Source organism: Sinomicrobium halophytocola, assembly GCF_052983395.1.
Genome location: NZ_JBRKIT010000028.1, coordinates 291,230 through 316,614, shown reverse-complemented (window position 1 = coordinate 316,614; position 25,385 = coordinate 291,230). Strand labels below are relative to the sequence as shown.

The following is a 25,385-nucleotide window of genomic DNA, read 5'->3' as shown; positions in this document are numbered from 1 at the left end:
ATGCCAACCTATTGTTCAACCAAAAATACTGTATATGAAAACCAGAATATATCACCTGATTTTTCCTGTGATCCTTGGATTGCTGGTAAGTTGTAACGAAGACGAGCAAGGCCCGGAGGATTATTACGATCAGGGAAACTTCCTGGTTAGCCTGGGAGCCGAAAAAATACCCGGCCAAGGCCAGTACCGCAGCCGCCTGGAATCCGGGGACACCCTGAACCTTGCAGTGCTTGTGGAAGCACCAGAAGACCTGGAGAAACTCGAAATAACCAAGACGATAAACCTGCAGAAAGATACTTCATTCGGACAGGAAGGAGTATTGCGGGTAGATGCTTCGGGAAAAGAATTCAGTTATACGTTTATCTATATTCCCCCGGTGGAAGATGTGGATAAACTGGTAGGGTTTAGTTTTAAAGCCGCTACATCCGGAGGGAAAGAAAGAACCAGTGACCTAACTGCGAATGTAACCCTTAGTCCGCGGGATAACCTTCCGCGCCGCAGGTGGGAGTGGAAATCCATTCTGCATGTCAATAATGAAGACGATCCGAATGCTGAAGTCATAGAAGATTGTGAAAAAGACAATGCCTATCTTTTCAATGCGGATGGTAGCATGAGCCTGGAATACGGTGCCGATACCGGCGCCGGGGCCTGCGCCTTTGACGGGCTGAATGTTTTTAGCGGCTGGTACATTACCGAAGACGAACAACATTTTATCATGGAAAAATACAATGTTTTTACGCCCAATACCATTGTGGCCGATACGTTTGCAATAAAGACACTTACCGTAGAAAAACTGGCTTTGGAACTTACGGTGGATCTGTCCGAACTGGGACTCCGGGAAGAAGAGGTTTTCCTGTATACGTTCGAAGCCGCCCAAAGGAATGATTAAACCAAAGGATGAAAACCAAAAACAACGCATATAATGAACCTTAAAAAAAGAAAATATATAAGCATTTTCGGCGGGATATTTACCGTTCTCTTTACTTCCTGTAAAGACGATACCCGGGATAAAAATGCAGAAGATGATCCTTCTCCGGAAGAAATCACCTTTACCGTAGAACGGGCGCCGGAATGGACGGCGGTATTTAAAAGAGATTCCGGCTGGTTCGGCGGGGACGGTATTTTTGCCATACCTTATTCCGGGGAAGACAACAGTAAAGAAGCAGATAGTATTGTTTTTTTGTTCAGTGACACTATGGTCGGGGAAATCATGGGGGATTCCCTGGTGCCGGGTTACAGCATGGTGAATAATTCCATGGCGCTGTACCGCAAAGGAGATGTCCCGGCAAGCACATCGTTTTTCCTGGCTAAAGACAGTGAAGGAAAAGCTACGACTATGTTGCTGCCGGATACGGAGAATGAAGAATACTACTGGCTGGGCGACGGTTTTGTAAACAGGAAAGCAGGAGGAAAGCTATATGTATTTGCCTATCGCATCCGCAATACCCATACGGACGACCTGTTGCCGTTTGAAGAAGTGGGGAACGACCTCCTGGTAATAGATGATAAAAGCAAAATACCTTTTCAAAAGCCCCGTTCCTCGGAGATACCCTTTTTTACTTCCGGGGATGATTCGGATAAGATATCTTTCGGGGTGGGAATATATGATGGTGAGGGAGAAGAATATGTGTATGTATACGGTGTTCGGGGACAGCATAAAGAACTCGTATGTGCCCGGGTAAAATATGAGGAAATAGAAGATTTCAACGCCTGGGAATTCCGGAAGACAGACGGCTGGACCCAAGACAGGGAGCAAATGACTGCTCTTGCGGACAGCGTATCTAACGAGCTTAGCGTATCCCGGCTGCCCAATGGCCGTTATGCCCTTATTTACCAGTACGGGGGAATTTATCCGAATATATATATGCAAACCGGGGAAACTCCCTATGGCCCGTTCGGAGAAGTAAAAGAAATATGGAATACTACGGAGGACATAAGCGATCCGGACCTTTTTACATACAATGCCAAAGCTCACCCGGCAATTTCCGCGGAAGGAGAATTACTCGTAAGTTACAATGTCAACAGTTTTAAGTTTTTCGATGTTATCGGAGATAACCCACACCTGTACAGACCGAGGTTTATCCGTATTAAATTCGACTCCGGGAACTAAAATAAGATACATGAAGGATCAAAATAATAATGGGGGAACATCCCGAAGATATATTATCCGCATAACCGTAGTGGCAGCCCTGGGCGGATTGTTATTCGGGTATGATACGGCGGTGATAGCAGGGGCGATCGGCTATCTCCAGGAGAAATTTTCCCTAAGTCCGGCCCTTGTGGGCTGGGCGGCCAGTAGCGCCATTTGGGGATGTATCCTGGGTGCGGCAGTAGCCGGTTACGTCAGCGACCGTTTCGGCAGAAAGAAAGTACTTATTATCACCGGGCTGTTATTTTTTATTTCGGCCCTCGGATCTGCCGTTGCTTCGGACCTGAATGGTTTTATTATAGCGCGGCTTGTCGGCGGAATAGGAGTGGGGGCAGCTTCCATGTTGTCCCCGCTATACATTTCGGAAGTCGCCCCGGCAAAGTTCAGGGGGCGGTTGGTGAGTGTATATCAACTGGCCATTGTATTCGGTATCAATATTATTTACATAGTCAATTACCTGATCTCCGTTTCCGGAAGCAATGCATGGAATGTGGAATACGGGTGGCGATACATGATAGGCTCGGAGGTTATACCGGCCATAATCTTTTTCGTACTGCTGTTCACCGTACCCGAAAGCCCGAGATGGCTTATGAAAAAAGGTAAGGATACAAAGGCCGGAGAAATACTTTACCGGATAAACGGAGATAAGGCAGAAGCTATCCGGAAAGAGATCCGAAGCACCCTCAATATGGAATCCGGCAGGTGGAGCGACCTTTTCGGCAAAGGATTACGACTGGCCCTTATCGTTGGCGTTGTCCTGGCCCTGTTTTCACAGATTACGGGGATCAATGCCGTTATCTATTTCGCTCCCGAGATATTCAAAAGCATAGGTTTCGCAGTGGAATCGGCATTCTACCAGACTATTTTTATCGGGATAATCAACACGGCTTTCACTTTTGTCGCCCTGTGGCTTATTGACAAAACGGGACGTAAAAAACTGTTATTGTGGGGTGTATCCGGAATGGTACTATGCCTGTTTGCTATAGGTATTTGTTTTTATTTCGAAATCACCAAAGGCCCCTGGCTTATACTGTTTGTTCTCGGTTTTATAGCGTGTTTTGCATCTTCGCTCGGACCTATCCCCTGGGTGATGATCGCCGAGATATTTCCCACTAAGATCAGGGGGATAGCCATGTCGTTCTGCACATTAATTCTGTGGATAGGCGTCATACTCATTACCCAGCTTACCCCGGTGATGCTGGACAGCCTGGGAGGAGCCTTTACTTTCTGGATATTTATGGTTAATTCCGTATTCCTGCTGCTCTTTACCTGGAAATTTGTCCCCGAGACCAAAGGGAAAAGCCTGGAACAGATAGAAAAAGGCTGGATCGAATCCGATGAAGAATAGTTTATGAAATGCCTATTAACATAAGTTTCATAATACCGTTCTGATTATTCTTAACAGAATAAGGCCCGACTTATGAAAAACGAATTAAAAAATTAACAGATGATAAGTGTGAATATCGGCATCGATATGGGAGGAACCCGTATAAAAATGGGACTGGCAGACGAAGAAGGGAATATCCGGGAAAGCCGGTCTTTCGATGCCAGATCAGGACGTAGCCTGTACCATGTGCTGAAAGACCTGTCAGTTCCGGTAAACGAACTTTGTAACGATAAGGAATACCGTGTAAAAGGTATAGGTATAGCCTTTCCCGGAATAGTGGATGCCGGGAAGAACACGGTGCTATCGGATTACGTAAAATACCCCGGAGCAGGGCAGACGGATTTTGAAAGCTGGGGAAAGGAAAACTGGGGATTACCCGTAGCCCTGGAAAACGATGCCCGTGCAGCTCTGTTAGGAGAATGGCAATATGGCGCGGGAAAGGGTTGTGACAATCTCGTAATGATCACCCTGGGAACGGGAGTCGGATCGGCAGTACTTATAGAAGGAAGATTGTTGCGGGGCAAAAACTTCCTCGCGGGGAACCTGGGCGGACATATGAGTATAGATTATAACGGGCCGGAATGCAATTGCGGCAACATCGGATGCGTGGAAAGCCTGGCGTCTACCTGGGCATTGAAAAAACACCTGGAAAAAAGTAAGGATTATGCAGGGAGCGCCCTGTACTGTGAAGAAAACCCGGATTACGAAAGTATTTTCCGTTTTGCACGTTCCGGGGACAGGATGGCTATGGAGGTGCGGGACAAAAGTATAAAGGCATGGGGTACAGGGATTGTAAATCTCATTCACGCTTACGATCCGGAAAAAATAATTATCGGGGGAGGCATTATGAAAAGTAAAGAAGATATACTTCCGGGAATAGAAAAAATAGTGGAAAAACACAGCTGGATACCATCCGGAAGTCTGCCTATAGTGGTTGCCAGCAAAAAGGAAACAGCAGGAATATTAGGAACAAGTTACATATTAAACAATGAAAGGAAAAAAAATAACATCTAATTACGACAAGTATCCCAGAATACGGGTTAGTGGAGGCAAATACGAATGTATACGTGGCTGGGAAGCCATATGCCGTGCTATAAAAGACAAAGCAGGAGACAAGGGGAAGATCGTTATCGAAACCTACCAGGGTGTCGATACCGAAGAGATAAAGACTGCTCTTAAAAAAGTATTCGGTTCCTGTAAGATATACGACAGTACCGATGCGATGAAATCTGCCCCGGAGATTGAGAAAATGGTCTATCCCTATGTTACGGACGACAGGGTCTTCGGGTATATGACAGACCTGGATCTTAAAGATTTTTTCGATCCTGAGAATTGCCGGAAGTTACGGGAAGAGACCGGAAGAACAAATGAAGAGATACAGGTTGTACTGGGGCCGGGAGCGAGCTTTTGTTGTGACAAAAATCATCTCCTGGTATATATGGATATGCCCCGGTGGGAATTGCAGCTTCGTATGCGCAGGCATGAGGTGAATAATCTCGGGGTGTTCAATAAGGAAACGGAATTTGCCTTACGTGTCAAACAATCCTTTTTTGTAGATTGGAGAGTGTTGGACAGGCATAAAACAGCCCTTTTTGAAAAAACAGATTTTTTTGTCGATACCGTCCGGTCCTCAGATCCTAAGATGATTTCCGGTGAAGCGCTGAAGTATGCACTGGAAACAGCCAGCAGGCAACCTTTTCGCGTTGTCCCGTTTTTCGATCCGGGCCCCTGGGGAGGACAATGGCTGAAAGAGGTCATCGATCTCGACAGGGACAAGGTGAATTTCGCCTGGGGATTCGACTGTGTTCCGGAAGAGAACAGCCTGCTTTTTGATTTCGGGGGAATTACTTTCGAAACGCCTTCCATAAACCTGGTGCTCACCCGTCCGGAACCGCTACTGGGGCGGCAGGTCTATGAAAAATTCGGCGCCGAGTTCCCCATACGGTTCGATTTCCTGGATACGATGGAAGGTGGAAACCTCAGTTTACAGGTACACCCGACCAAAGCATATATAAAAGAACAGTTCGGGATGGCTTATACCCAGGATGAAAGTTATTATATCCTCGATGCCGGGGAAGGTGCCGAAGTGTACCTGGGTATCCGGGATGAGACCGATCCGGAAAAAATGATCGCAGACTTGAAGAATGCCCGGGAGCAGGGCGGAACTTTTGATGCGGGAGCCTATGTCAATAAATGGCCTGTAAAGAAACACGATCACTACCTGATCCCCTCGGGAACGGTGCACTGTTCGGGAGCAAACAGCGTAGTACTCGAAATCAGTGCTACCCCGTATATTTTTACCTTTAAACTGTGGGACTGGGGCCGGTTGGGACTGGATGGAAAGCCGAGACCGATACACCTGTTTCACGGCGAAAATGTTATCGACTGGAGCCGGAGAAAGCAGTGGACAAAGGACAACCTGGTAAACCGTATCGAAGAAATAACACAAGGAGAAGGCTGGAAAGAAGAAAAGACCGGCCTGTACGTTTCTGATTTTATCGAAACGCGACGGCATTGGTTTACCGGGAGCGTGGCCCATAACACCAACGGCAGTGTTAATGTGATCAACCTGGTGGAAGGACGGGAAGCCATCGTGGAAAGTCCTGAAGGGAAATTCGAGCCTTTTGTGGTGCATTATGCGGAGACTTTTATAATTCCCGCCGAAGTCGGGGATTATACCATACGCCCCCACGGAGAGTCCGAAGGTGAAGAATGCGCTACGCTGAAAGCTTTTGTGAGAGAATAACAGCATGAATAGATTTTAAAAGACCGATGATGAGATCCCTATTGTTATTGCAGTTTATCCTGGGTATTTATTTTACCGCTTATGCCCAGGAACTTCGATTGCCCGCATTTTTTACCGATAATATGGTATTGCAACGCGATGCTCCGGTAACCTTATGGGGATGGAGTACTCCCGGGCAGGAAATAAAGGTAGAAATAGCTAGGGTGCAGCAGAGTACCAGGACAAATAAGGAAGGAAAATGGAAACTGCAATTACCCGCTCTACCGGCAGGAGGACCGTATTCCGTCAGCATAAGTGACGGGGAGTCGAGTATAGAATTGGAGAACGTTTTGACGGGAGACGTATGGCTTTGCGGTGGCCAGTCCAATATGGAATGGCCCTTAAAACAAACACCTTACCGGGAGTCCGATACTGCATGGCTTGAAAAAGGACAAATAAGGCTCTTAAAAGTAAACCCGGAAACGGATTACCGGCCGAGAGAAGATATAAGTTCTTCCGGCTGGATGGTTGCTGACCCGGACAATATTGCCGGATTTTCTGCCGTAGGGTATCATTTCGGGAAATTTGTTCAGCAGGAAAGTGGCATCCCGATAGGCCTGATCAGCGTAAATCTCGGGGCAACAGCCGTGGAAACATGGATGAGTAACGAAGCCCTGGAGGCATTTCCCCAGTTTAAAGAGGAAATAAAACATACGGGAAGTTTTGCCGATGTCCGGAAGGCATTTGAGAAAAGCAAAAAGCATTGGTATAACAAGTACTATTATACCGGACCCGGGGTAACCGGAAAATGGTACCTGCCGGAAACAGATATCTCTTCCTGGGATACCCTGGAAGTTGCCGGTAATACCTGGGAAGAAGAGGAAGACCTGAAAGATTTTGACGGCGCCATATGGCTTAGGAAGAGTTTTGACCTTCCGGAAGGGTTTAAAGGAGATTCCCTGCATTTACAATTGCTGCAAATCGACGATTATGATATTAGCTGGGTAAACGGACACCGTATCGGTGAAACGTTTGGCAGGCATAATCACAGAAATTACCAGGTACCTGCCGGTATTCTTAAAAAGAAAGGCAATGTACTGGTCATACGTGTTTTTGATGCCGGGGGAATAGGAGGTTTTACAACTTCTGCTTTCTGGGGGAACGATATACTGTGGGGAAAGTGGCACTACAGGAAAGGATTACAGCTCGATACCGGTAGATTCCCGGAACAGGAACTGGTAAACGTTACTCCGTTTTCTTCCCCGGGGGTGCTATACAATGCTAATGTGGCACCCCTTACAAGATTGCGTGTAAAGGGAACGATCTGGTACCAGGGAGAATCCAATGCCGAAAGGGCAGCGGAGTACCGGGAGTTATTCCCGGCTCTTATTCGCGACTGGCGAAATCATTTCAATAATGAAATGCCTTTTCTGTGGGTACAGCTCGCAAACTACGGTAAAGAACCCGAAATTCCGGGCCCGTCGTCCTGGGCGGAACTCCGGGAAGCCCAGGCCATGGCACGGGCCTTGCCGAATACGGGCATGGCGGTAACGATAGATATAGGAGAGGCAGAAGATATCCATCCCCGGAATAAGGTGGATGTAGGTAAACGTCTCGGTGCCTTGGCTATGAACCTCGGTTATGGCGGAAAATACCCGGCACAGGCCCCCCGGTTTAAAGAAACGGAGAAAAAGGGAGACAGTCTCCTGGTGCATTTTACCCTGGCAACGGATTCCCTGAAAACTAAAGACAAATACGGATATATACGCGGTTTCCAACTGGCCGGTAAAGACGGGAAATTTTATTGGGCCAAAGCTTTTTTACGTGAGAATACCGTAGTGGTATACAGCCCGGAATTAAAAGATCCGGTGGAGGTGCGATATGCCTGGAGTGATAATCCGGGACCTTTGGATCTCACGGATCAGAACGGCCTCCCGGCAGAACCCTTTCGAAGTGACGACCGGGAACTCAGTACCGATGGCATATTATTCGATAATAAGGCACCCCGGTTTTAAAGGGGATTGTATAACAATTGCGGTCAAATATGTTGGAACATTTGGATATATAAAATTAGTATCTTTGTTTCTTCATAAATTCCAAGGGAAAAGAGCAACAATGCAAAAAGAGAGACCTATTGAATTTAAAGTGGATCATCACAACGGGATACCCCTGCATTTACAGGTGGAGCAGTTGTTGAGAGAACTTATTGAAAAGACCGAATACAAAGAAGGAAAACTGCTTCCCAAAGAAGTGGAACTGGCTAAAATGCTTGGAATTTCCCGTAATACAGTGCGGCAGGCTACCAATAAGCTGGAACATGAAAAGCTTTTGATACGCAAAAAAGGAGTGGGAACACGGGTGGTAAAACAAACACTCAGTACAAAACTGAGCAACTGGGCTAGTTTCAGCGAGGAAATGCACAGTAAAGGAGTGGAATTTGTAAATTACCAGATCAACGTATCGTGGACAGAAGCAGACCAGGAAGTGGCCGCTGCTTTACAGATAGAAGAAGGCAGGGAAGTGCTCCGTATGGAACGTCTCCGGGGACTGGATAAAGGACCTTTTGTTAACTTTATTTCATTTTTTCATCCCCGTATCGGTCTAACCGGAAAAGAAGATTTTTCCCGGCACCTATACGAAATACTGGAAAGAGATTACGCTACCATTCCGTCCGTATCCAAAGAACGTATCAATGCGATCCCCGCAACCAAAAAACTGGCAGAATTACTGGATGTCAAACCGGGAAGCCCCTTGTTGTTCCGAAGGCGTCTTGTGTGTGATCCGGGAGACCGGCCCATAGAGTACAATCTTGGATATTACCGGGCGGACAGTTTTACTTATGAAATAGATATTAAGCGTTAGTTAGTCTACGCTTTTTATATAAAACAGAAACAGGAGGCAAAGCCTCCTGTTGTCTTATGTTACTATTTCGGGAAAATCAATATCCCTGGTTTTGCGAAAACTCTTCGGTGACATCGATGGTCTCCTGGGGAACAGGAAAAATTCTCAGGTACGGTTCAGTTTGTGGTTTCGCCGTGTAGGGGTCGTCAAATGTACCAAACCGTATCATCTGTTTCCTACGATACATTTCCCAGTACATTTCATACCCTATTTCATTATACAGGACCTCTTCCGTAAGAGATGTAACGGGCTTTCCGGGTTCATTGTTAAATAAGGCTTCCCTTGTTCTGCTCGTTTTAAGCATATTGATATCCGCCAGGGCTGCTGCATTTTCACCATTGCGGAAGTATGCTTCCGCCCGCATACAGTAAATACCGCCGAGACGATATAAGGGGATATCTACATTGCTATTGCCATTACCGTTTTCCGGGTCAAACTCATATTTGAAAACCCTGACACCCTGGTTAATTTCCGTTTGTGAAAAAACAGCCTGTGACGGGTTGGAAAAATTGAGTGCCGGAGTAAAATCCATAGGCAATGTTGTGGTTTTCTCCATATAAAGCATGCTTAGCTGTATCCTTCCGTCCGGGGTCATTGCAAAATCTCCGTCTTCCGTAAGCGTAGGCCCGTATTGCTGCCCTGCAAGTAAACCGCGGTTAAAGTGAAACCAGGGCAACCCGTTACTTCCGGGAACAACATCTTCTGCGGGTACGCTGCCCGTGGTACCATCATTCATAAACCAGGTACCGTCACCGTACTGGTAATACCGGTGAAAACGGGGATCGTCAAAATTATCTTCCCAGGTATTATAGAATTCTTCGGTTATACAGGAAGCGTTCGTACCCCTGTTATTCGGAGAGGGTTTCTGGTTTCTTCCGGCGGACATATAGGCAAAATCGTTATCGCTGTTCCGCATGTTATCATTCTCCTGGACCACTACAAAAATCAATTCAGATCCCCCCGAATTATTTATCGAGAAATTGTCAAAATAATTACTTTCCAGTTGAAAATTCCCGTCTATAAGAAGAGAAGTATAGTGAATTACTTTATCCAGGTCCGTCCCGTCGTTATCAACAGCAGTTTCGCGGAAATTAAACTGTGAAGAAGTATTGTACCTATCTTTGTAAACCGCACGATTAAGGTACATATCGGCCAGTAAAGCATAGGCGGCCTGCTTGGTGAACCTCCCGTTATGTGTGGATTGCGCCCCGAGTTCGGCAAGTTCCGGGATCAGACCTTCGATTTCCGTAATAAGACTGTCTACGGCTGTCCCTGCCTCCAATATCTGAAGTTCGGCATCAGGCTCGAACGGATTGCGGAATGGGGCCTGGTTGAAAAGATCCAGGGTGTGATAAGTGTAAAATGCCCACAACCCTTTGGCTTCTGCCATAAAGAGGTCCCGATCTCCAAAACCCTCATCTGCGTTTATGGCCTGAATGGCTGTCAGGGATTTGGTAATACCACTTACGAGGTTGTTCCAGGTTGAGGTTACCACATCATTATCGGGTTTCCATGTAAATTCATGCATGGCCCGCCATTTTCCGCCGTCTCCCCAGTCGCTTCCCCGGGTAGGGAGCAAGGCTTCGTCCGTGGAGTATTCCTGGAGTGCAAAAACGTTCCCATGATCTACAAAAGTGGCATCACCGAGCTTTCCGTATGCTGCCGCCAGAGAACTTTCAGGATCGGCACTCTCATTGCCCAGTACTTCATCGATCACCTCTTCATCCAGATCCGTACAGCCGGACAGGTTAAAGATAAACAGGGACAAAAAGAATATTCTTGATAGATATATTAAATTCTTCATCATTATAGTTTTAAAGTTGCACCGAGCATATAGGTTTTGTTGGAAGGATAGGTAGTGTAATCAACTCCTATGGATTGGTTACCGTCGCTGGACCGCGGACTGTTAACCAAAGGATCGTAACCGGAGTATCCGCTCAGGGTAAACAGGTTCTGGGCACTTACGTAAATGTTAAGTCCCTTGATCCAGTTCAGCTGCTCCACATTAAAAGTATATCCGAGACGGAGATTATTTAACCGGAGGAAATCGGATTTCTCCATATACAAGGTAGAGAGTTGTGGAGTATTTTCCGGGTTGGCTCCGTCATTGTAGTATTTGGCCAGCAGGTTACGGTCGGAAGCCAGGTTGTTGATATTCAGGGCCAGGTTGGTGTTGTTTACAAGGTATCCGCCTGTTTGTCCGATGAACGACATGGAAAGGTCGAATCTCTTATATTTCACGGCCGTATTGATACCAAAGGTAAAGTTTGGCAATGCCCCTTCGAATATTTGTCTGTCATCACTGTTAATAACCCCATCGTTATTGATGTCTTCAAAAATATCGTTCCCCTGTTCATCGTATCCGAGATGTTTCAGCATGAAAAAAGAACCGGCTTCGTATCCGCTTTTATAGATATTGGCTCTTACACCCGATAATCCCGGTCCGGCAATACTTCCGGAATATACTTCTGATATCGGGAGATCTTCTATGACATTGTCCAGCGTTGCCCCGTTAATATCGGCTGTCCAGGTAAATTCATCGGTTTTTACCAGTTGCGATCCCAATGTGAACTCCAGTCCCTTGTTAATGATCTTGCCATCTATGTTCTTCCAGACATTTGTTGTCGGGCTAAGAGGTTCGGACGGAATATTCAGAATGGCATCGGTCGTGGTTTTGTTATAGTAATCGAGCGATCCGTAGAGTTTACTGTTCCACAGGCTGAAATCAACCCCAATGTTGTATTGGGTCACTACTTCCCATTTAAGGTCCGGATTGGCCGTGCGGTTGATAACAATACCGTTCACGAGTTCCAGGTCGTCATACAGGTAATACCCTCCGGCAGCTGATTGGGAATAACTTGCCTGTGTAATTTTGTTCTGTACTTCCTGGTTGCCTGTTTGTCCCCAGCTTGTTCGTAGTTTTAACTGATCCAGCATGTCGGTATCCACAAGGAAATCCTCCTGGTCCAAAGCCCAGGCCAGGGCAAAGGAAGGGAAGTATCCGTATTTATTGTTTTCTCCGAAACGCGTAGAACCGTCTGCCCGTAAGGAAGCGGTTACAAAGTATTTGCCGTCGTAATTGTAGTTCACCCTTCCGAAATAGGATTGCAGTTCGTTCTCCTGGGCATATCCGCTTACGCCGGATTGTACCCCGGAATACCCGGGATTATTGGCCGGTGGTACGCCTTCTCCTTTCGGATCTATATTCTGGATAGAAAATGAAGTACCTGAAAAGTAGAATTTCTGATAAGAGAAACCGCCCAGGAGCTCAAATTTGTTTTTCCCCGTTTCCAGGTTATAGGTCAGGTAGTGCTCAAGCAACGTGCTTTGCGATTCCAGGTTATTCTGTATATAAGCTCCCAGCGGGGTCCTGTCTGTTACGTTCGGGTACATTGTAGAGTTACGCTCTGATGTAGAACGGTCAATACCGTAATTGAACTTGTATTCCAGTCCCGGCAGAATGCGAAATGTGGCCTGGATATTTCCCAGTACCCGTAGGGTTTTGGTTTTATCTTCAAACACGTCGAGCAGGTACAGGGGATTGTAGTGTGCATTCATGTTGAAGTTGGTATATTGCCCGTTCTCGTCAAACACGTTTCGGGTAGGGTTTGCCATCAGGGCATGGACGATCACCTGTCCGTCCGAACCGGCATCCGCCCCGTTCGGGATACCGTTTTCCCTGATTTCACTGGCGGTAAGGTTCATCTGCACTTTAAGCCTTTTGTCATCCAGAAAAGATTCTTCTGCGTTTACCCTGGCCGTGGTCCTTTTAAAGTCATTGGTTTCCACGATACCTTCCTGTTCCATATAAGACAATGATGCGTAGTAATTTCCGGAATCGGTTTGCTTGGAGAAAGAAAGGTTGTGGTTTTGGGTCATTGCGGTGCGGAACAATGCGTCCTGCCAGTCAGTATTCCCTCCGTGATCGTAGGAAGGATCGGTAATTGCTTCACGGTATTGGTTTGCGCTCATCAGGTCCATTTTTTTTATGACCTGGGAAAAACCCGCATAGGTATCATAGGTAAGAAGAGCATCTCCCTTTTTTCCCTGACGCGTAGTGATAAGGACCACCCCGTTGGATCCCCTGGCCCCGTAAATGGCAGCAGCCGAGGCATCCTTAAGGACGGTAATAGATTCGATATCGCTGGTGTTGAGAAAATTTAAGGGGTTTTTGGGAGAGGAGCTTCCCAGCCCGAAGTTGGCGCCACCGGCACTTACGTTTTCATTACTCAAAGGTATACCGTCTACTACAAAGAGTGGCGTACTACCACTTCGTATAGAGCCTATACCCCGTATGGAAACGTCAATACCCGCCCCGGGTTCGCCGCTGGAGTTAACAATACGGACCCCGGCTACTTTCCCCTGGATGAGATTATCCGGGGAAATATTGACGCCCTGTTTGAAATCTTCACTGGATATCTGGCTTACGGACCCGGTAATGTCTTTTTTTACCTGGTTACCGTACCCTACTACCACAACTTCTCCCAGTTCCGAAGCATCAGGTTCCAGTTGAATGGTCATGGAAGTATTTTCAACAGTAACTTCCTTTGTCTTATAACCAAGGTAGGAGACTTGTAAAACCTGCCCGTTTTCGGCACGTATTTCAAATTCTCCGTCAAAGTTTGTTGTGGCTCCAATAGAAGTACCTTTTACCACAATGTTAGCTCCGCCCAAAGGGATGTTGTTTTCATCAACAATAATACCGTTTATGGTTTGTTGTGGAACGATGCGCATATTTCCGGTAAATGTATAGAATTCACCAGCTTGTCCTGTCCTTGGCGATAAAGCAAGAAAGCCCAAAACAAGTATGCTCTTTAATTTTGAAAAAGTAGTTTTAGAATACATCAATTTTTAGTTATTAGTTGTATGATAATTCATCTTACTCCACAATTATGTATAATAATCATGGCTTTCCGGATCAAAAAATGGCTTTGTTTTTGGTTACATAGAGTTGTTTTTTTATACGATCGGTTTTTAAATTTAAGGAAATACAGGGTTATTACCGCAAGGTAGTTTGGGAGTTCGGTACGTAGGGGCGTTTCGGAATATCGATGCGCTAAGTAAAAAAAGCCCCGGATGACAAACATTTTGAAATCGTTATATTATAATTAATTTCTGCAAGGTTTATTTACCTGTTATTAAAATTCGGCTCCTGGGAATTAAGCTTAATTTTACATTCGGACAGGCCCGGAAGAACCTTCGGCCGGAGTAGCCGGTAACAGTTTCACGGAAAGATATTTTTTACTTTACCTTTTCTTAATTTAAGCTCTGTATTATTGCCAAACTTGTTTTGTAAATCTAATTTCCTCTCCTGGTATCATGAAATACTTTTTTAAGACCGTTTTCACCTGGATAGCCATAAGCTTTGTTTCCTATGGACAGACAAATGCTTTAGGCATTAATAAAATACAACTTATCGGATCGCATAACAGTTATAAACAGGCCATAGCCCCGTCCTTATTCCGTTTTCTTGAGGAAAAAGATACCACAGGCGGCATAGGGGGACTGGAATACGAACATATAAGTATAATCCGGCAACTGGATATGGGACTGCGCAATCTGGAACTGGATGTATATATCGACGATGAGGGAGGAAAATATGCCCATCCGAAGGGATTAGAACTGGTTGATGATCAGCCTGCATATGATCCGAAGGGTAAAATGAAACTGCCCGGATTTAAAATGTTGCACGTACCGGATATAGATTTCCGCAGCGAATATTTCACGCTGGAAGACTGTTTGGAAGCTTTACGCAAATGGTCGGAAGAACATTCCGGTCACACTCCCGTATTTATTACTCTTGAAGCCAAGGATGGAAATGCCAATCGTTTCGGAACAACTCCCGAACCTTTCGATGAGGCCGCTTTCGATCGGTTAGACAGCGTACTACTGAAACGCCTGGAGGACCATCTGATTGTACCGGATGATGTAAGGAGAAGCAAGGCCACCCTGGAAGAAGCTGTTCTGAAACAACAGTGGCCTTCCCTGAAGGAGGCAAAAGGAAAGTTTCTTTTTATACTGGACGATAAAGGGAGAAAAAGGGACCTTTATAAAAAGGGGCACTATGCCCTGCAAGGTCGTGTATTATTCATTAATGCAGAACCCGGAACTCCCGAAGCAGCAACAATGATAATCAACGATCCTTATGATAACCGTATCCGGGAACTGGTAAAAAAGGGATATATTATACGTACCAGGGCCGATGCCAATACAAAGGAAGCCAGACAAAATGATTATACCCGTTTTGAAGCAGCGCAGCGATCGGGAGCACAAATTATTACTACCGATTATTACCTGCGCAGTAGTCTTTTTGATTCATCCTATAAAATACTGTTCGAAGGTGGAACTTATTTTAGGGTAAATCCGCTATTTTCCAGTGAACTCTGATTCCTTCCGGCAGAACAGAAAGAAGGAAAGCTTATTTTATTTCCTTTAGTTCTCCCGAATCCAGGTCTATCTCAAAATGATCGGAGGGAGCGCCGTGTGTAAAATGATAAAGACATTCGAATACGGTCTTTAATTGGTTCTGCAATTCCGTATTGCCGGGTAATTCCCTGTATTTTTCGGCGATAAAATTATAATGCGCAATACGCTCTTCCGGAATGTCTTTAAGTGCAAGCATATCCGCATTGCGTAATTTATAGAAATCAAGCAAAAGGTCATTCCCGTCCCACTTTCGGAAATCTTCAGACTTTAAACCGGCTTTTTGTAATTGCAGATATATTTCCTTTTCTGTAAAAGTCGCTGTTCCGGGCAGTACGGACAGGAAATCTGTACCCTTTCGCATCCGTATGGAGTCGTAGAGCTTTTCGGGCCAGTCTTTTGCAAAACGGAGCCTTACCAGTTCTTTAAGATGCCACAGTGTGAAATCGGAGTACTGTTCTGTCTGGAGAATGGACTTGTTCCAAACAGGTTTCCGCTGGTCCTCCTGCAGGTAATCATATTCCAGGGAATACAAGGGAAAAAGTGTCCGGAATTCCGGGACTTTGAGCAGGGAAACAGTTTCTACTTCCAACGGTTGTCCTTCCCTTATGGTCAGTATTTTATACCCGGGCATATAAGCGGCGGGGGAGGGAGACTGTATATTGACCAGCCAGTTCCCGTCCTCATACGTTCTTATCCCGGTATCGTTGATGTGCATATGTCCCCCCACATGTATACGAAGCCCTGCTGTGGCAAAGGTCTTGGCCACGTTTTCAGGCGGAACGCGTTCGAGCTGCCATTTTTTACCGCCGAAAAGCCTTTCCAGTAGGGCAGAAGCATCGTCATTAAAATCGATCATTGGAAAATGGCTGAAGGCGATAAGTGTTTTGTTCTTTTCCCTGGCTTGCGAAGCTATTTGTTCTACCCAGCGGATAAGGTGTTTTTTATGTGTGAGTACGTTTTTATATCCTGTCCCTGCACCAGAGTAGTTGTGTGCTATGGCCGGATCGGCAGAAGCGTCTTTCGGAATATGAACATCCCCGTCTATAGCTAACAACCATATACCGGGTACCGGCTCAACGATATAACTGGCATCCGGTATCGTAAAGCCTGGAATCACATCATACATACGGTTTTGCAAGAGGGCGGCTTTCTCTGCCTTTTCGAAAGAATAGGTGCCAGGAGTGTAATTGCTGAAGGGTGTTGCCCAGTAGAGATATTCCGGGGAAGGAGAAAAACCGAAATCTTTCAGGCTTTCCATAATGTCTTTGTAGCCTGACTTGGCAATATCCTTGGAAACAACTACAGGCAATTCATATTCCCCCGTATTCTTTACCAGATCTTTCCTGCTGGTTATTACCTGGTTTTGTCCGCCTTGACCCAGAAAATCGTTTTTGCCGGCTTCCTGGCGGAATGGACCTACAGGATCGTGATTTCCGGTAGTGATAAAGAATTGCATACCGTACCGGTCACTGTATTTTTTCAGGATGCGTTGCAGGCCGCGTATATGTATAGGCTGTCCGTCATCTGAGTAATCCCCGGGAAGCGCTACCAGGCGAATACCTCTCCCTGCGATATCATCCAGGGCCGTGAGGAAGGCAAAATAGTTCTCGTTAAATATACGAGTGGAGTGCAGTTGTGAACCCATGGTCCGGAGAAGCGTGTATTTCCCGGTTCCCGGATTGCGGACACCCCGGTAATCTGTATCTGTAAAAGTGCCGTAGAGGTCCTGGAGGTGCACATCGGCCAGGAAGGCTATTTTAATGTTATCGGGAGAAGGCTGTGAAAAGCTAGGTATGGTAACGACCAGTGATACCAGAAGCGAAAGAAGAATACGGTGTTTCATGGTGCTATTATCGTGATGCGGAAATCGTTTTGTGCAAAAATGCGGTAACTTCCCGGCTTATCCGAAAGATCCGGGATGAAATTTTTGTTATTTTTCAGGTATCCGTTTCGGAGGTAAACTGATTTTTCCGGGAAACCCGGTATAGGATTTTCCTTCGTAAGATAAGGATTTACATCACTTTTATTCCATGGTATTTATATGTTAAGGGCATGGGACAGATACTTCTCATAACTCCCTGAAAACCGGTATTTTTATATAGGTTATTGTGTAAGAGGCTAAATTTTAATATATTGCGTACTGTATTTATTCGATATTTGATTTGGTATTTTTATTTATTTAACCTTAATTTTTTAGTATTATGTCATTTAAAGCAACATTATCTGTTGGCGGCAAGAAAGTAAATGTCTTGAACGTCAATTACGATCTGGCACAGGAAGTGGATGCCACAGGACGTCCTTCTTCGGTAACCCGCGGAGGACGGATTTATTTCACAGTAGAGTCCACAGGAGATTCATTCTTCTTTGAGTGGATGACTAACAACTTCGAGCGTAAAAACGGGACCATTACCTATTTAAAACGCGATACGGATGCCAAGCTGAAAGAGGTGAATTTCACCGAAGGCTACCTGGTAAAATACAAGGAGAACTTTGATGCATCCGGAGATAATCCCTTGACGGAAACCTTTACGGTATCGTGCAGAATGCTCGACTGCGGTGGAGGTAATCATACCAACGAATGGGTTTAATGATCCAGCCGTTCAATTTGTTTCCATAAACGAGCAAGTCAAATATTATAAAGGGGGCGGTTTTTGCCGCCCCCTTCTTTGTTTTAGTGAAAATCCTGATACCTATCCCGTTTTTTAATCGCGGGTTTTTCAAGGTCATCACATTGCTAATCAATTATATAAGTTCCTACCTCTGCAAGTCCGGGTTGGGGCTGGTTGTCATAACCTTCCCTGGGGACGATCTTGAAATACCGGAACTGCTTTTGCTGCGGTAAATCCAGGTACTGATCCATAAGGTTAATATTGTTTAATTCGAAGAATCCGAGGCTTTCCCAGTTTTCGTTGTCATTGCCGACCAGGATTTCCAGTTCCTTCACTTTCCGGTCACCGTTTTTCTGTGCAATGATAAAGCCGTCTACCGTAGAAACTTCTCCCATGTCTACAGTAATCCAGTGGTCCGGGTAGTTGGTAGGATCGGAAGAATACCGGGTGATCCAATAGGTGGAAGCTTCATCGTCGATCAGACGGATGGCCAGCCGGCTGTTGTTTACCTCTTCGGAACTAAACCCGGCGATAGACCAGTTGTCTTTAAGATGCCTGTACCGCAATATTTCGCCAGATGGTCTGCTTATCGGTGTGTTTATAGGTACGGGCTCGCCGAAATGAGGTGTACCATCGGCATTCCAGGTAAAGCGCTGAATACGCGGATTTCTGCCACCACCTCCGGCCTGGCTCCGGGCGTGGTAGATGATCCAGTCTTCCGTACCGTCGGGGGATGTGAAGAAGCCATTGTGTCCCGGACCGTAGGCGTTGCTCTCCGCTTTCATGGACAAAACGGGTTCGGGTGTCTTGGTCCAGTCTGCCGGATTCATAGGATCGCCGTTTTCACTGAGTGTCAGCAGTCCCAGGCAATACATGTCCACCCAATAACCGCTACCAGAATACACGATAAATACCTGCCCGTTGGGATTGATGAGTACCTGCGGACCTTCGTTTATCGGGTTTCCGTTCTTTTCCCAGTTGTAGGTAGGGGAGGAAATGACGACTTTTTCACCGGATATGGTCCAGGGGTCGCTCATTTCAGCGATGTAGATCTCCTGTGGCGGTGCCCCGGCATTCCCCCCGGACCACAGCATGTAGAGCTGGCCGTTGCGTTCCAGGACCGTACCGTCAATAGCCCATTGATCTGTGGCATCGGCAACTTTTCCTTTCATCACCCAGTTTCCCTCTACCGGGCTTGGCGAAGTATTTTCAAGGACGTACATGCGATGGTTGGCGTTTTGTCCGTCATCCGCAGCGAAGTAAAAATACCATTTGCCATCAATCTCATGGAGTTCGGGTGCCCATAGGTTCTTGGAATAGAGTGTCCCGGAAGGGGGCGTCCAGACTTCGTACCGGGTGGATGATGCGAGTTCCGACACGTTTTCGGTCTCCAGGATCACGAGTTTACCACCCTGGGTATAGGTGTAATAATACTTACCGTTTTTCTGAACAATCCAGGGGTCTGGTCCCCCGGGCAATACAGGATTGGTAAATGTACTGTCTGCTTCTAATCCGGTAAGGTCCACCGGAGTCTCCGGTTCTTCGGACCATCCCGGTAACTTGTCACATGCATTCAACAGGAATGCACTACTGAGTACACATGCATAAAAGATTGATCGTTTCATGTTATTATTGATTTAAGGTTAAATTATTTTTCCAGCAGGGCAGTGATACACCACAGGTAAGGTGCCTGACCGTGATAATCACCTGTTCGGCGCGGACGGTCATAGTAGTACTGCTTGTCATTCTTTTTATTGGTACCGACACAAACTTCAGATACCGCGCCTTGCGCGTTGACATAAGGTACCAGGGCCATCCATGCTTTCCGGGCTGCAGGGGCATATGTCCGGGCATCCAGCCATCCTTGTTTAACCCCTGTAATAAAAGCGTATGCAAACATGGCCGATCCGGAGGTCTCCGCCCAGTAATCAGGTTCATCGATCAGTTGGTTCCACATGCCTTCGGGGGTTTGAAAATCCTTCAGGCTTTTCATCATTTTCTGATAACCCTTCATAATGCGCGGTTTATCTTTATGATCGTCCGGCAGGTAACGGAGCAATTCCGTTACTCCTGCCGCCATCCAGCCATTGCCCCGGGCCCAGTAGTAAGGAACATCGGGAGCATGGTAAAAGAGACCGTTGGGTCGCTGAAGCTCATCCAGGTACATTACCATTTCTTCGGCTGCCCGATCGAGGTATTTCGGGTCCCCGGTCACTTTATAGGCATTCGTCTGTACGATAGTAATCATATACATATCGTCAATCCACAGGCGTGTTTGCCAGGTATACCCTTTTTCTGCCCAGGATTTTTCTTCAGGTTTCGCATCTTCGGGAACTTCCCATTGCGTATCCGCATAAGGGATTCCGAGTTCTTTGTAACGCTTATCTTTGGTGATCCGGTAAAGCGTTAAAGGCAGGCTGCCAAACATATTCAGGTCGACATGGTTCATAATGGGCAACAATGCTTTCTCTGTCGTAAACAAGGGTTCGAACCTGTTCTGCATAAATTTGATAAGTAACGTATCGTCCGTCAGTTCGGCAAACCGTAGTGTTCCGTTCCAGTAAAATGTTTCCGGGTAACTAATCCATTTTCCCGCATGAAGGGCATGTTTGGCATACACGAAACGATATGCGATAAGTTTTCCTACTTCTTCAGGAGCGTATCCTTCCGGAAAGTCATCCAGCATACTTTTCTGTGCAGGTGAAAATTGAAAAGAGAGGAATAATAACATCAATGCTTTTTTATACATAACTATACATTTTAAAAGGTTTTAATAGTAATAGGTACCTGCTTCGGCTAATCCCGGTTGTTGCTGGGAGTCGTGTCCGGCTGTGGGCACGATCTTAAAATAGCGGAATGTCTTTCGTTCTTCGATATCCAGGTATTGATACTCCCTGTCAATATCAGCCAGCCCGAATAAGCCCAGGTTTTCCCACGATTCGTTATCATCACTGATATGGATCTCCATTTCACGGATCTTTCGGTCCCCGTTTTTCTGGGCGAAGAAGAATCCGTCCACATTCCGTGCCTCACCCATGTCTACGGTAAGCCAGTGGTCAGGATAACTCGGGATCGGACCGCTATCGCCGGACCAGTTGGCAATCCAGAATGTTCCGACATCGCCATCCAATACCTTGACCGCTAAGCGATCTCCTCTTGTCTCCTCGGCGCTAACGCCGGCGATAGACCAGTTTTCCCTGGGGTAAAGTGTGCGTTCGGGTGCGATATAATCTGCCGGATCGATGATCCGGGAAGCTGCATAAAAAGTATCAATGGCCATGCTTCCGGGCTTGTACAAGGTACTGTAACTGAATGTAGAACTTGTTTTGTAGTGCAGGAGTACCGTAGAATCCACGGCAGTAGCGGCAAATATTTCCTTACTTTCACCTGCTTCCGTCTGGTAGGAAACTACGGTTCCCAGCAAGGTGGTATCGGACGTAGATTCTGAAAACCAGTTGACAACGAGGCTATCACTTTTTTTGGTGATATTCTCAATAATCCTGTTGTTGAGATCGGCAATATAAGCTTCACCTAACACCTGGCCGAATATTTCGGCGCGCATAGACTGGTTGCCTTCTTTATCAAGGGTCCGGACATCAAATGTATAGACACCTTCATCGATTTCCGGGATGATGACGTCTTTGTAACGGGCAATATCTTCCGGGAGGATATCGGTCTCGAAACTGCCGTCCTGTCCCCAGGTGATCCGCATTCGTTGTACCCGTGCATCTGTACTGATCAGTGACCGGATACCCGCCCGGTTATTGCCCGGCATAAAAAGCAGGGAATCTACCCGGCCCGGGTAGGCTTTTTCAGAGTTTTCGAGATAATCACTGTAATGATGGTCTATCGGTGTGCACCGGGCAAGTAATAGGGTGGCCAGGACCAGAAAGAGCGCTTGTATGTTGATTCTGTTGTGTTTCATCTTCATGTCAATTTAATAATGATGTTTAAACATTCCCGCAGCTATCGGGGCTAATCGGCTACCGTACCGAAAAATGTAAGTTCTCCAAGGGCTACGTCCGAATTTCCACCCCAGGTATCCAATGTCCGCCAACGCCAGTAGCGGTAAGGCTCTTCCTGGTTTTCCACATTAAATTCCTCACCCGCCCGGGCATAGTTAATGTCGTCTGATGTGTATTCTGTACCTGGTGACCCGGATGGCTTTATTGAAGTATAGGTGCCCACCAGTGTCCAGGAATCCCAGCTACCATCGGAATCCGGCGCATTAGATCCCCATAATTCGAATACTTTGGGATGATTCCAGCGGTATTCGTGATTGAGCCTGGAGTACATCAAAAAACGGCTCAGGGTAGCAGCCACACCCATATCAAATGTAAAATGCTGAGGTATCCCTGTTCCCGGTGTGGTATGGAAGATGGTGGAAGAAACCCGGTCAGCCCCGTCCCATAATACTTTCGGGGTTTTGAAACCACTATGCGCTTCCCAGGTGTCCGTAGGCAGGTTATACTCACTGAACAGGGATTTATCCATCTGCTCTTCAAAAATCGGGAGAAATACTTTAGAAAGGGTATCCGAACGGTTATTCCAGCGGTCTGTTATATATACTCCGAATTCCCGCTCTACCGAAGGAAAGCCGCGGACATTGAATGTTCCGGTGGGGAGCTGCGTATAGAAATCCCGTTCCGGGGCCCATTTGCCGACACTGTCTTTCGTGACAACATGAAGGACAAGGGGAGCTTCTGTCTCATTCTCGAAACGCAGTTGCACACCACCGAAGGTAGCTTTCATATTTCCTTCTTTTGTAATGGATTCCAGGGTTTTGAGGTAAGGAGGGGTCAGTGTGGTTATCTTCAATACCGTGGGGTCCGAATAGACTTCCCCGACGCCTACCGAGATAAGGTCTACCCCGTATTCTCCCGCTTCGGCAAAACCGTCTACTGTTAGGGAATTGTGGTACACGGATGCCTTGTTTTCACGGATACTTCCGTCAGACAGGTTATAAACGGCTTTTACATAACGCAGGTCACTGTTATTGGGCAGTTCGTATGAAATAACAGCTCCCCCGGCAATACTCTCCACATTGTAGGAGGTAATCGGATCGGGTTTATCGCCCTGCCTTGAGGGAGAAGGTTCGAGTTCATCGGAGCAACCGAAGGGCAGGGTACAAATGAAGCACCATACTGTTGCATGTACCAGTTTCTGTATATAGTTTGTGATCATTGTTTCTGTTTTAGATTATTACCATAGCGGAGATTGCAACAGTCCGTCATTTCTTCGTATTTCATTGTTACTGATTGGCCAGAAATATTCACGTAGCGTAAAAGATCTGGAATAAATAACTCTTCTTCTGTAATAGGTTTGCGGATCGCTTTGCAGGATGTCCCAACCGTAAATCGGTGTGTTCAGCTCGAATTGTGCGGTTTTCCACCGTCTGAGGTCCCAGAAGCGCTGGGATTCAAAAGCGAGTTCTATGGTCCGTTCCCGGCGTATAATCTCCCGGAGCCCGTCCTGCGAATTGGGTTTGTCGGGGTGTACGGAATAGTCCAGCCAGGATTCCCGGACACCCCGTAGTCCGCTGCGTTCCCGGATCGCGTCCAGGTATCGGAATACTTCCTCAGAGGGACCATTTACTTCGTTGAGCGCTTCCGCATAAAGCAGGTAAAGATTGCCGAGGCGCATCATGGTAAACGGATACTGATAGGCTGTATAATTGTTATCGCTACCGATCACAGAGCGGTAACTCACCAGTTTTTTAGGTGTGTATCCGGTACCGCTGTACCGGGTAGGGGAGTTTGTGGCCGCACAGTTCCCGCCCGGCCTGTAACTGGTAGACCAGGCTTCCGTATCGCTACCGTGGTTGCTCATAAAATAACGGCCCCCGTCAAATGAAACGGAACCGTAAAAGCGGTCTTCCCTGTCAAAGTGCAGATTTATGGTCGTATAACCCGGGGTGAGATCGTACTGGTAAGGCGATTCACCCAGGGGCACCTCGCGGAGATCATACCGGTTGGCATAGTCGTAAGTATAATCTTCTTCAATGGGAACACCGTTTTTGGAATAGAATTTTTCTACGATATTCAGGGTGGGGGACATAAAACCCCCGGTAGAAGTATTGGCAATTTTTGAGGGATCGGGGCTTCGTACCATAAAGGCATGTCCCTGCTCAGATTGTGTGGCCATACTACTGTTGTTTACCCATATAGCCTCATGGTTGAGGTCCTGTCGTGCGGTAACGGCGCCGCGAATACTCATCTGATTAATTGTGCTCTGCTGCGGTGCCTGGGCCATATTGGTAGGTGGTACCCATTTGTAGAGTGATTTACCCGAACCCTCCGCAGCCTCTATGGCTTCCCGGCAGGCATCTGCCGCCAGTTTCCATTTTTCAGGATCATACGAAGCATTGAACAAGGGCGCTCCACCGGCGTTGATATAACCGGGATAATCGGTATTTCCGTTAAACAAGGGGCTTGCGGCGGTAACAAGAATTTCTGCTTTCATCGCTTTAGCTACAACCTGGGTTACGCGTCCGTTTTCTTCTGCAGGTTGCATGACATCTTCCATAAGGGCCGGGATCGCTTCGTCTATGGTATTGACGATATAAGCAAAAACTTCATCTGTAGATTGCCGTTCGTAGTGGATATTTTCAGGATCTTCGAACGTGTCGGTATTGACATCTACAATAGGAAGAGGACCATACATACGAAGCAGGTAATAATGGTAATAGGCTTTCAGAAAACCGGCTTCTGCCGCCCAGCGGTCTTTTTCCTGCTGATCCATTTCTTCTACTCCCTGGATGTTTTCGATAAAGATGTTACAGTCCCTGATACCCTCCCACAAACTAAAGCCACCGTCATGCCCGTCCCAGTAATTGAGCAGGGGGCTGTTACTGTTTTGTCCGCTCATGGCAATATACCAGTTAGGCCAGCCTCCCTGGCCGAAATTTGTAGTGGAATTCATCCAGAACTCGTCCCCGGCGAGTAAGGCCGCGTTTGTAGAAAGATTGAACCCTTTCGGTATCCAGCTATAGCAGGTATGTAAATATCTTTCGGCCATAGTCCTTGAGGCAAAAGCCATCCTCAACTCCGCGATATTGTCCGGAACAATATCGATGTATTTGTTACATCCCCCCGGAAAAACCAGTAAGACTGCTAACAGTATGATACTTAAAATCTTCTTCATTGGAACTATTTTATGGTTATAATCATTTGGTTTGGTTAATATTTC

At 46.5% G+C, this 25,385-nt stretch carries 17 protein-coding genes; 9 read left to right on the top strand and 8 right to left on the bottom strand.

The window, feature by feature from the left end; translation table 11 throughout:
* Positions 1-34: 34 nt before the first annotated feature.
* The 7 genes from ACVBDY_RS12270 (at position 35) to ACVBDY_RS12240 (ending at position 9,123) form a co-directional block, all read left to right on the top strand.
* Positions 35-889 carry a hypothetical protein gene (locus ACVBDY_RS12270; RefSeq protein ID WP_447175777.1) on the top strand — a complete coding sequence of 285 codons (855 nt, stop codon included), beginning with the start codon at positions 35-37 and terminating at the stop codon, positions 887-889.
* Between the two features lie 33 nt (positions 890-922).
* The gene (locus ACVBDY_RS12265) at positions 923-2,110 is read left to right on the top strand and encodes a DUF5005 domain-containing protein (protein WP_447175776.1); all 1,188 of its coding nucleotides are present in this window, start codon (positions 923-925) and stop codon (positions 2,108-2,110) included.
* Between the two features lie 10 nt (positions 2,111-2,120).
* Complete coding sequence (locus tag ACVBDY_RS12260) at positions 2,121-3,497, top strand: sugar porter family MFS transporter (RefSeq protein ID WP_447175775.1); 1,377 nt, start codon at positions 2,121-2,123, stop codon at positions 3,495-3,497.
* A 99-nt stretch (positions 3,498-3,596) separates the two neighbouring features.
* A complete protein-coding gene (locus ACVBDY_RS12255) occupies positions 3,597-4,550 on the top strand; it encodes an ROK family protein (protein WP_447175774.1) in 954 nt (317 codons plus the stop codon).
* Complete coding sequence (locus ACVBDY_RS12250) at positions 4,525-6,282, top strand: class I mannose-6-phosphate isomerase (RefSeq protein ID WP_447175773.1); 1,758 nt, start codon at positions 4,525-4,527, stop codon at positions 6,280-6,282. The genes ACVBDY_RS12255 and ACVBDY_RS12250 overlap by 26 nt, the downstream gene beginning before the upstream one ends.
* 26 nt (positions 6,283-6,308) lie before the next feature.
* Positions 6,309-8,276, top strand: coding sequence for a sialate O-acetylesterase (locus ACVBDY_RS12245; protein ID WP_447175772.1), 1,968 nt, complete (start codon positions 6,309-6,311; stop codon positions 8,274-8,276).
* 100 nt (positions 8,277-8,376) lie between these two features.
* Positions 8,377-9,123 carry a GntR family transcriptional regulator gene (locus ACVBDY_RS12240; protein ID WP_447175771.1) on the top strand — a complete coding sequence of 249 codons (747 nt, stop codon included), beginning with the start codon at positions 8,377-8,379 and terminating at the stop codon, positions 9,121-9,123.
* A 76-nt stretch (positions 9,124-9,199) separates the two neighbouring features.
* Here the strand turns inward: ACVBDY_RS12240 and ACVBDY_RS12235 are convergent, their stop codons facing one another.
* Together ACVBDY_RS12235 and ACVBDY_RS12230 are read right to left on the bottom strand one after the other, a co-directional pair.
* Positions 9,200-10,969: a RagB/SusD family nutrient uptake outer membrane protein gene (locus ACVBDY_RS12235; protein WP_447175770.1), complete on the bottom strand. Its 1,770-nt coding sequence runs from the start codon at positions 10,967-10,969 to the stop codon at positions 9,200-9,202.
* Positions 10,969-14,007 (bottom strand): SusC/RagA family TonB-linked outer membrane protein, encoded by a 3,039-nt coding sequence (locus ACVBDY_RS12230; RefSeq protein ID WP_447175769.1) that lies wholly within the window; start codon positions 14,005-14,007, stop codon positions 10,969-10,971. The genes ACVBDY_RS12235 and ACVBDY_RS12230 overlap by 1 nt, the downstream gene beginning before the upstream one ends.
* A gap of 474 nt (positions 14,008-14,481) precedes the next feature.
* Between ACVBDY_RS12230 and ACVBDY_RS12225 the strand changes: the two genes are divergently transcribed.
* Positions 14,482-15,549, top strand: coding sequence for a phosphatidylinositol-specific phospholipase C1-like protein (locus ACVBDY_RS12225; protein WP_447175768.1), 1,068 nt, complete (start codon positions 14,482-14,484; stop codon positions 15,547-15,549).
* A gap of 31 nt (positions 15,550-15,580) precedes the next feature.
* Here ACVBDY_RS12225 and ACVBDY_RS12220 read toward each other — a convergent pair whose 3' ends face one another.
* The gene (locus ACVBDY_RS12220) at positions 15,581-17,431 is read right to left on the bottom strand and encodes a metallophosphoesterase (RefSeq protein WP_447175767.1); all 1,851 of its coding nucleotides are present in this window, start codon (positions 17,429-17,431) and stop codon (positions 15,581-15,583) included.
* Between the two features lie 358 nt (positions 17,432-17,789).
* Here ACVBDY_RS12220 and tssD point away from each other — a divergent pair, with 358 nt between their 5' ends.
* Positions 17,790-18,176 (top strand): type VI secretion system tube protein TssD, encoded by a 387-nt coding sequence (gene tssD, locus ACVBDY_RS12215; protein ID WP_447175766.1) that lies wholly within the window; start codon positions 17,790-17,792, stop codon positions 18,174-18,176.
* A 146-nt stretch (positions 18,177-18,322) separates the two neighbouring features.
* Here tssD and ACVBDY_RS12210 read toward each other — a convergent pair whose 3' ends face one another.
* The 5 genes from ACVBDY_RS12210 to ACVBDY_RS12190 are packed head-to-tail and all read right to left on the bottom strand — an operon-like array spanning position 18,323 to position 25,340.
* The gene (locus ACVBDY_RS12210; RefSeq protein ID WP_447175765.1) at positions 18,323-19,822 is read right to left on the bottom strand and encodes a family 43 glycosylhydrolase; all 1,500 of its coding nucleotides are present in this window, start codon (positions 19,820-19,822) and stop codon (positions 18,323-18,325) included.
* A 23-nt stretch (positions 19,823-19,845) separates the two neighbouring features.
* Positions 19,846-20,946 carry a glycoside hydrolase family 88/105 protein gene (locus ACVBDY_RS12205; RefSeq protein WP_447175764.1) on the bottom strand — a complete coding sequence of 367 codons (1,101 nt, stop codon included), beginning with the start codon at positions 20,944-20,946 and terminating at the stop codon, positions 19,846-19,848.
* Between the two features lie 21 nt (positions 20,947-20,967).
* The gene (locus ACVBDY_RS12200; protein WP_447175763.1) at positions 20,968-22,122 is read right to left on the bottom strand and encodes a DUF4998 domain-containing protein; all 1,155 of its coding nucleotides are present in this window, start codon (positions 22,120-22,122) and stop codon (positions 20,968-20,970) included.
* A gap of 50 nt (positions 22,123-22,172) precedes the next feature.
* Positions 22,173-23,381: a DUF5000 domain-containing lipoprotein gene (locus ACVBDY_RS12195; protein ID WP_447175762.1), complete on the bottom strand. Its 1,209-nt coding sequence runs from the start codon at positions 23,379-23,381 to the stop codon at positions 22,173-22,175.
* An 18-nt stretch (positions 23,382-23,399) separates the two neighbouring features.
* On the bottom strand, positions 23,400-25,340 hold the full coding sequence (locus tag ACVBDY_RS12190) for a RagB/SusD family nutrient uptake outer membrane protein (RefSeq protein WP_447175761.1): 1,941 nt from the start codon (positions 25,338-25,340) through the stop codon (positions 23,400-23,402).
* Positions 25,341-25,385 lie beyond the last annotated feature (45 nt).

What these genes read in the sequence shown, in the direction of transcription:
- ACVBDY_RS12270 (WP_447175777.1), top strand. Translation starts at nt 35, where the DNA reads ATGAAAACCAGAATATATCACCTGATTTTTCCTGTGATCCTTGGATTG.
- ACVBDY_RS12265 (WP_447175776.1), top strand. Translation starts at nt 923, where the DNA reads ATGAACCTTAAAAAAAGAAAATATATAAGCATTTTCGGCGGGATATTT.
- ACVBDY_RS12260 (WP_447175775.1), top strand. Translation starts at nt 2,121, where the DNA reads ATGAAGGATCAAAATAATAATGGGGGAACATCCCGAAGATATATTATC.
- ACVBDY_RS12255 (WP_447175774.1), top strand. Translation starts at nt 3,597, where the DNA reads ATGATAAGTGTGAATATCGGCATCGATATGGGAGGAACCCGTATAAAA.
- ACVBDY_RS12250 (WP_447175773.1), top strand. Translation starts at nt 4,525, where the DNA reads ATGAAAGGAAAAAAAATAACATCTAATTACGACAAGTATCCCAGAATA.
- ACVBDY_RS12245 (WP_447175772.1), top strand. Translation starts at nt 6,309, where the DNA reads ATGATGAGATCCCTATTGTTATTGCAGTTTATCCTGGGTATTTATTTT.
- ACVBDY_RS12240 (WP_447175771.1), top strand. Translation starts at nt 8,377, where the DNA reads ATGCAAAAAGAGAGACCTATTGAATTTAAAGTGGATCATCACAACGGG.
- ACVBDY_RS12235 (WP_447175770.1), bottom strand. Translation starts at nt 10,969, where the DNA reads ATGATGAAGAATTTAATATATCTATCAAGAATATTCTTTTTGTCCCTG.
- ACVBDY_RS12230 (WP_447175769.1), bottom strand. Translation starts at nt 14,007, where the DNA reads ATGTATTCTAAAACTACTTTTTCAAAATTAAAGAGCATACTTGTTTTG.
- ACVBDY_RS12225 (WP_447175768.1), top strand. Translation starts at nt 14,482, where the DNA reads ATGAAATACTTTTTTAAGACCGTTTTCACCTGGATAGCCATAAGCTTT.
- ACVBDY_RS12220 (WP_447175767.1), bottom strand. Translation starts at nt 17,431, where the DNA reads ATGAAACACCGTATTCTTCTTTCGCTTCTGGTATCACTGGTCGTTACC.
- tssD (WP_447175766.1), top strand. Translation starts at nt 17,790, where the DNA reads ATGTCATTTAAAGCAACATTATCTGTTGGCGGCAAGAAAGTAAATGTC.
- ACVBDY_RS12210 (WP_447175765.1), bottom strand. Translation starts at nt 19,822, where the DNA reads ATGAAACGATCAATCTTTTATGCATGTGTACTCAGTAGTGCATTCCTG.
- ACVBDY_RS12205 (WP_447175764.1), bottom strand. Translation starts at nt 20,946, where the DNA reads ATGTATAAAAAAGCATTGATGTTATTATTCCTCTCTTTTCAATTTTCA.
- ACVBDY_RS12200 (WP_447175763.1), bottom strand. Translation starts at nt 22,122, where the DNA reads ATGAAACACAACAGAATCAACATACAAGCGCTCTTTCTGGTCCTGGCC.
- ACVBDY_RS12195 (WP_447175762.1), bottom strand. Translation starts at nt 23,381, where the DNA reads ATGATCACAAACTATATACAGAAACTGGTACATGCAACAGTATGGTGC.
- ACVBDY_RS12190 (WP_447175761.1), bottom strand. Translation starts at nt 25,340, where the DNA reads ATGAAGAAGATTTTAAGTATCATACTGTTAGCAGTCTTACTGGTTTTT.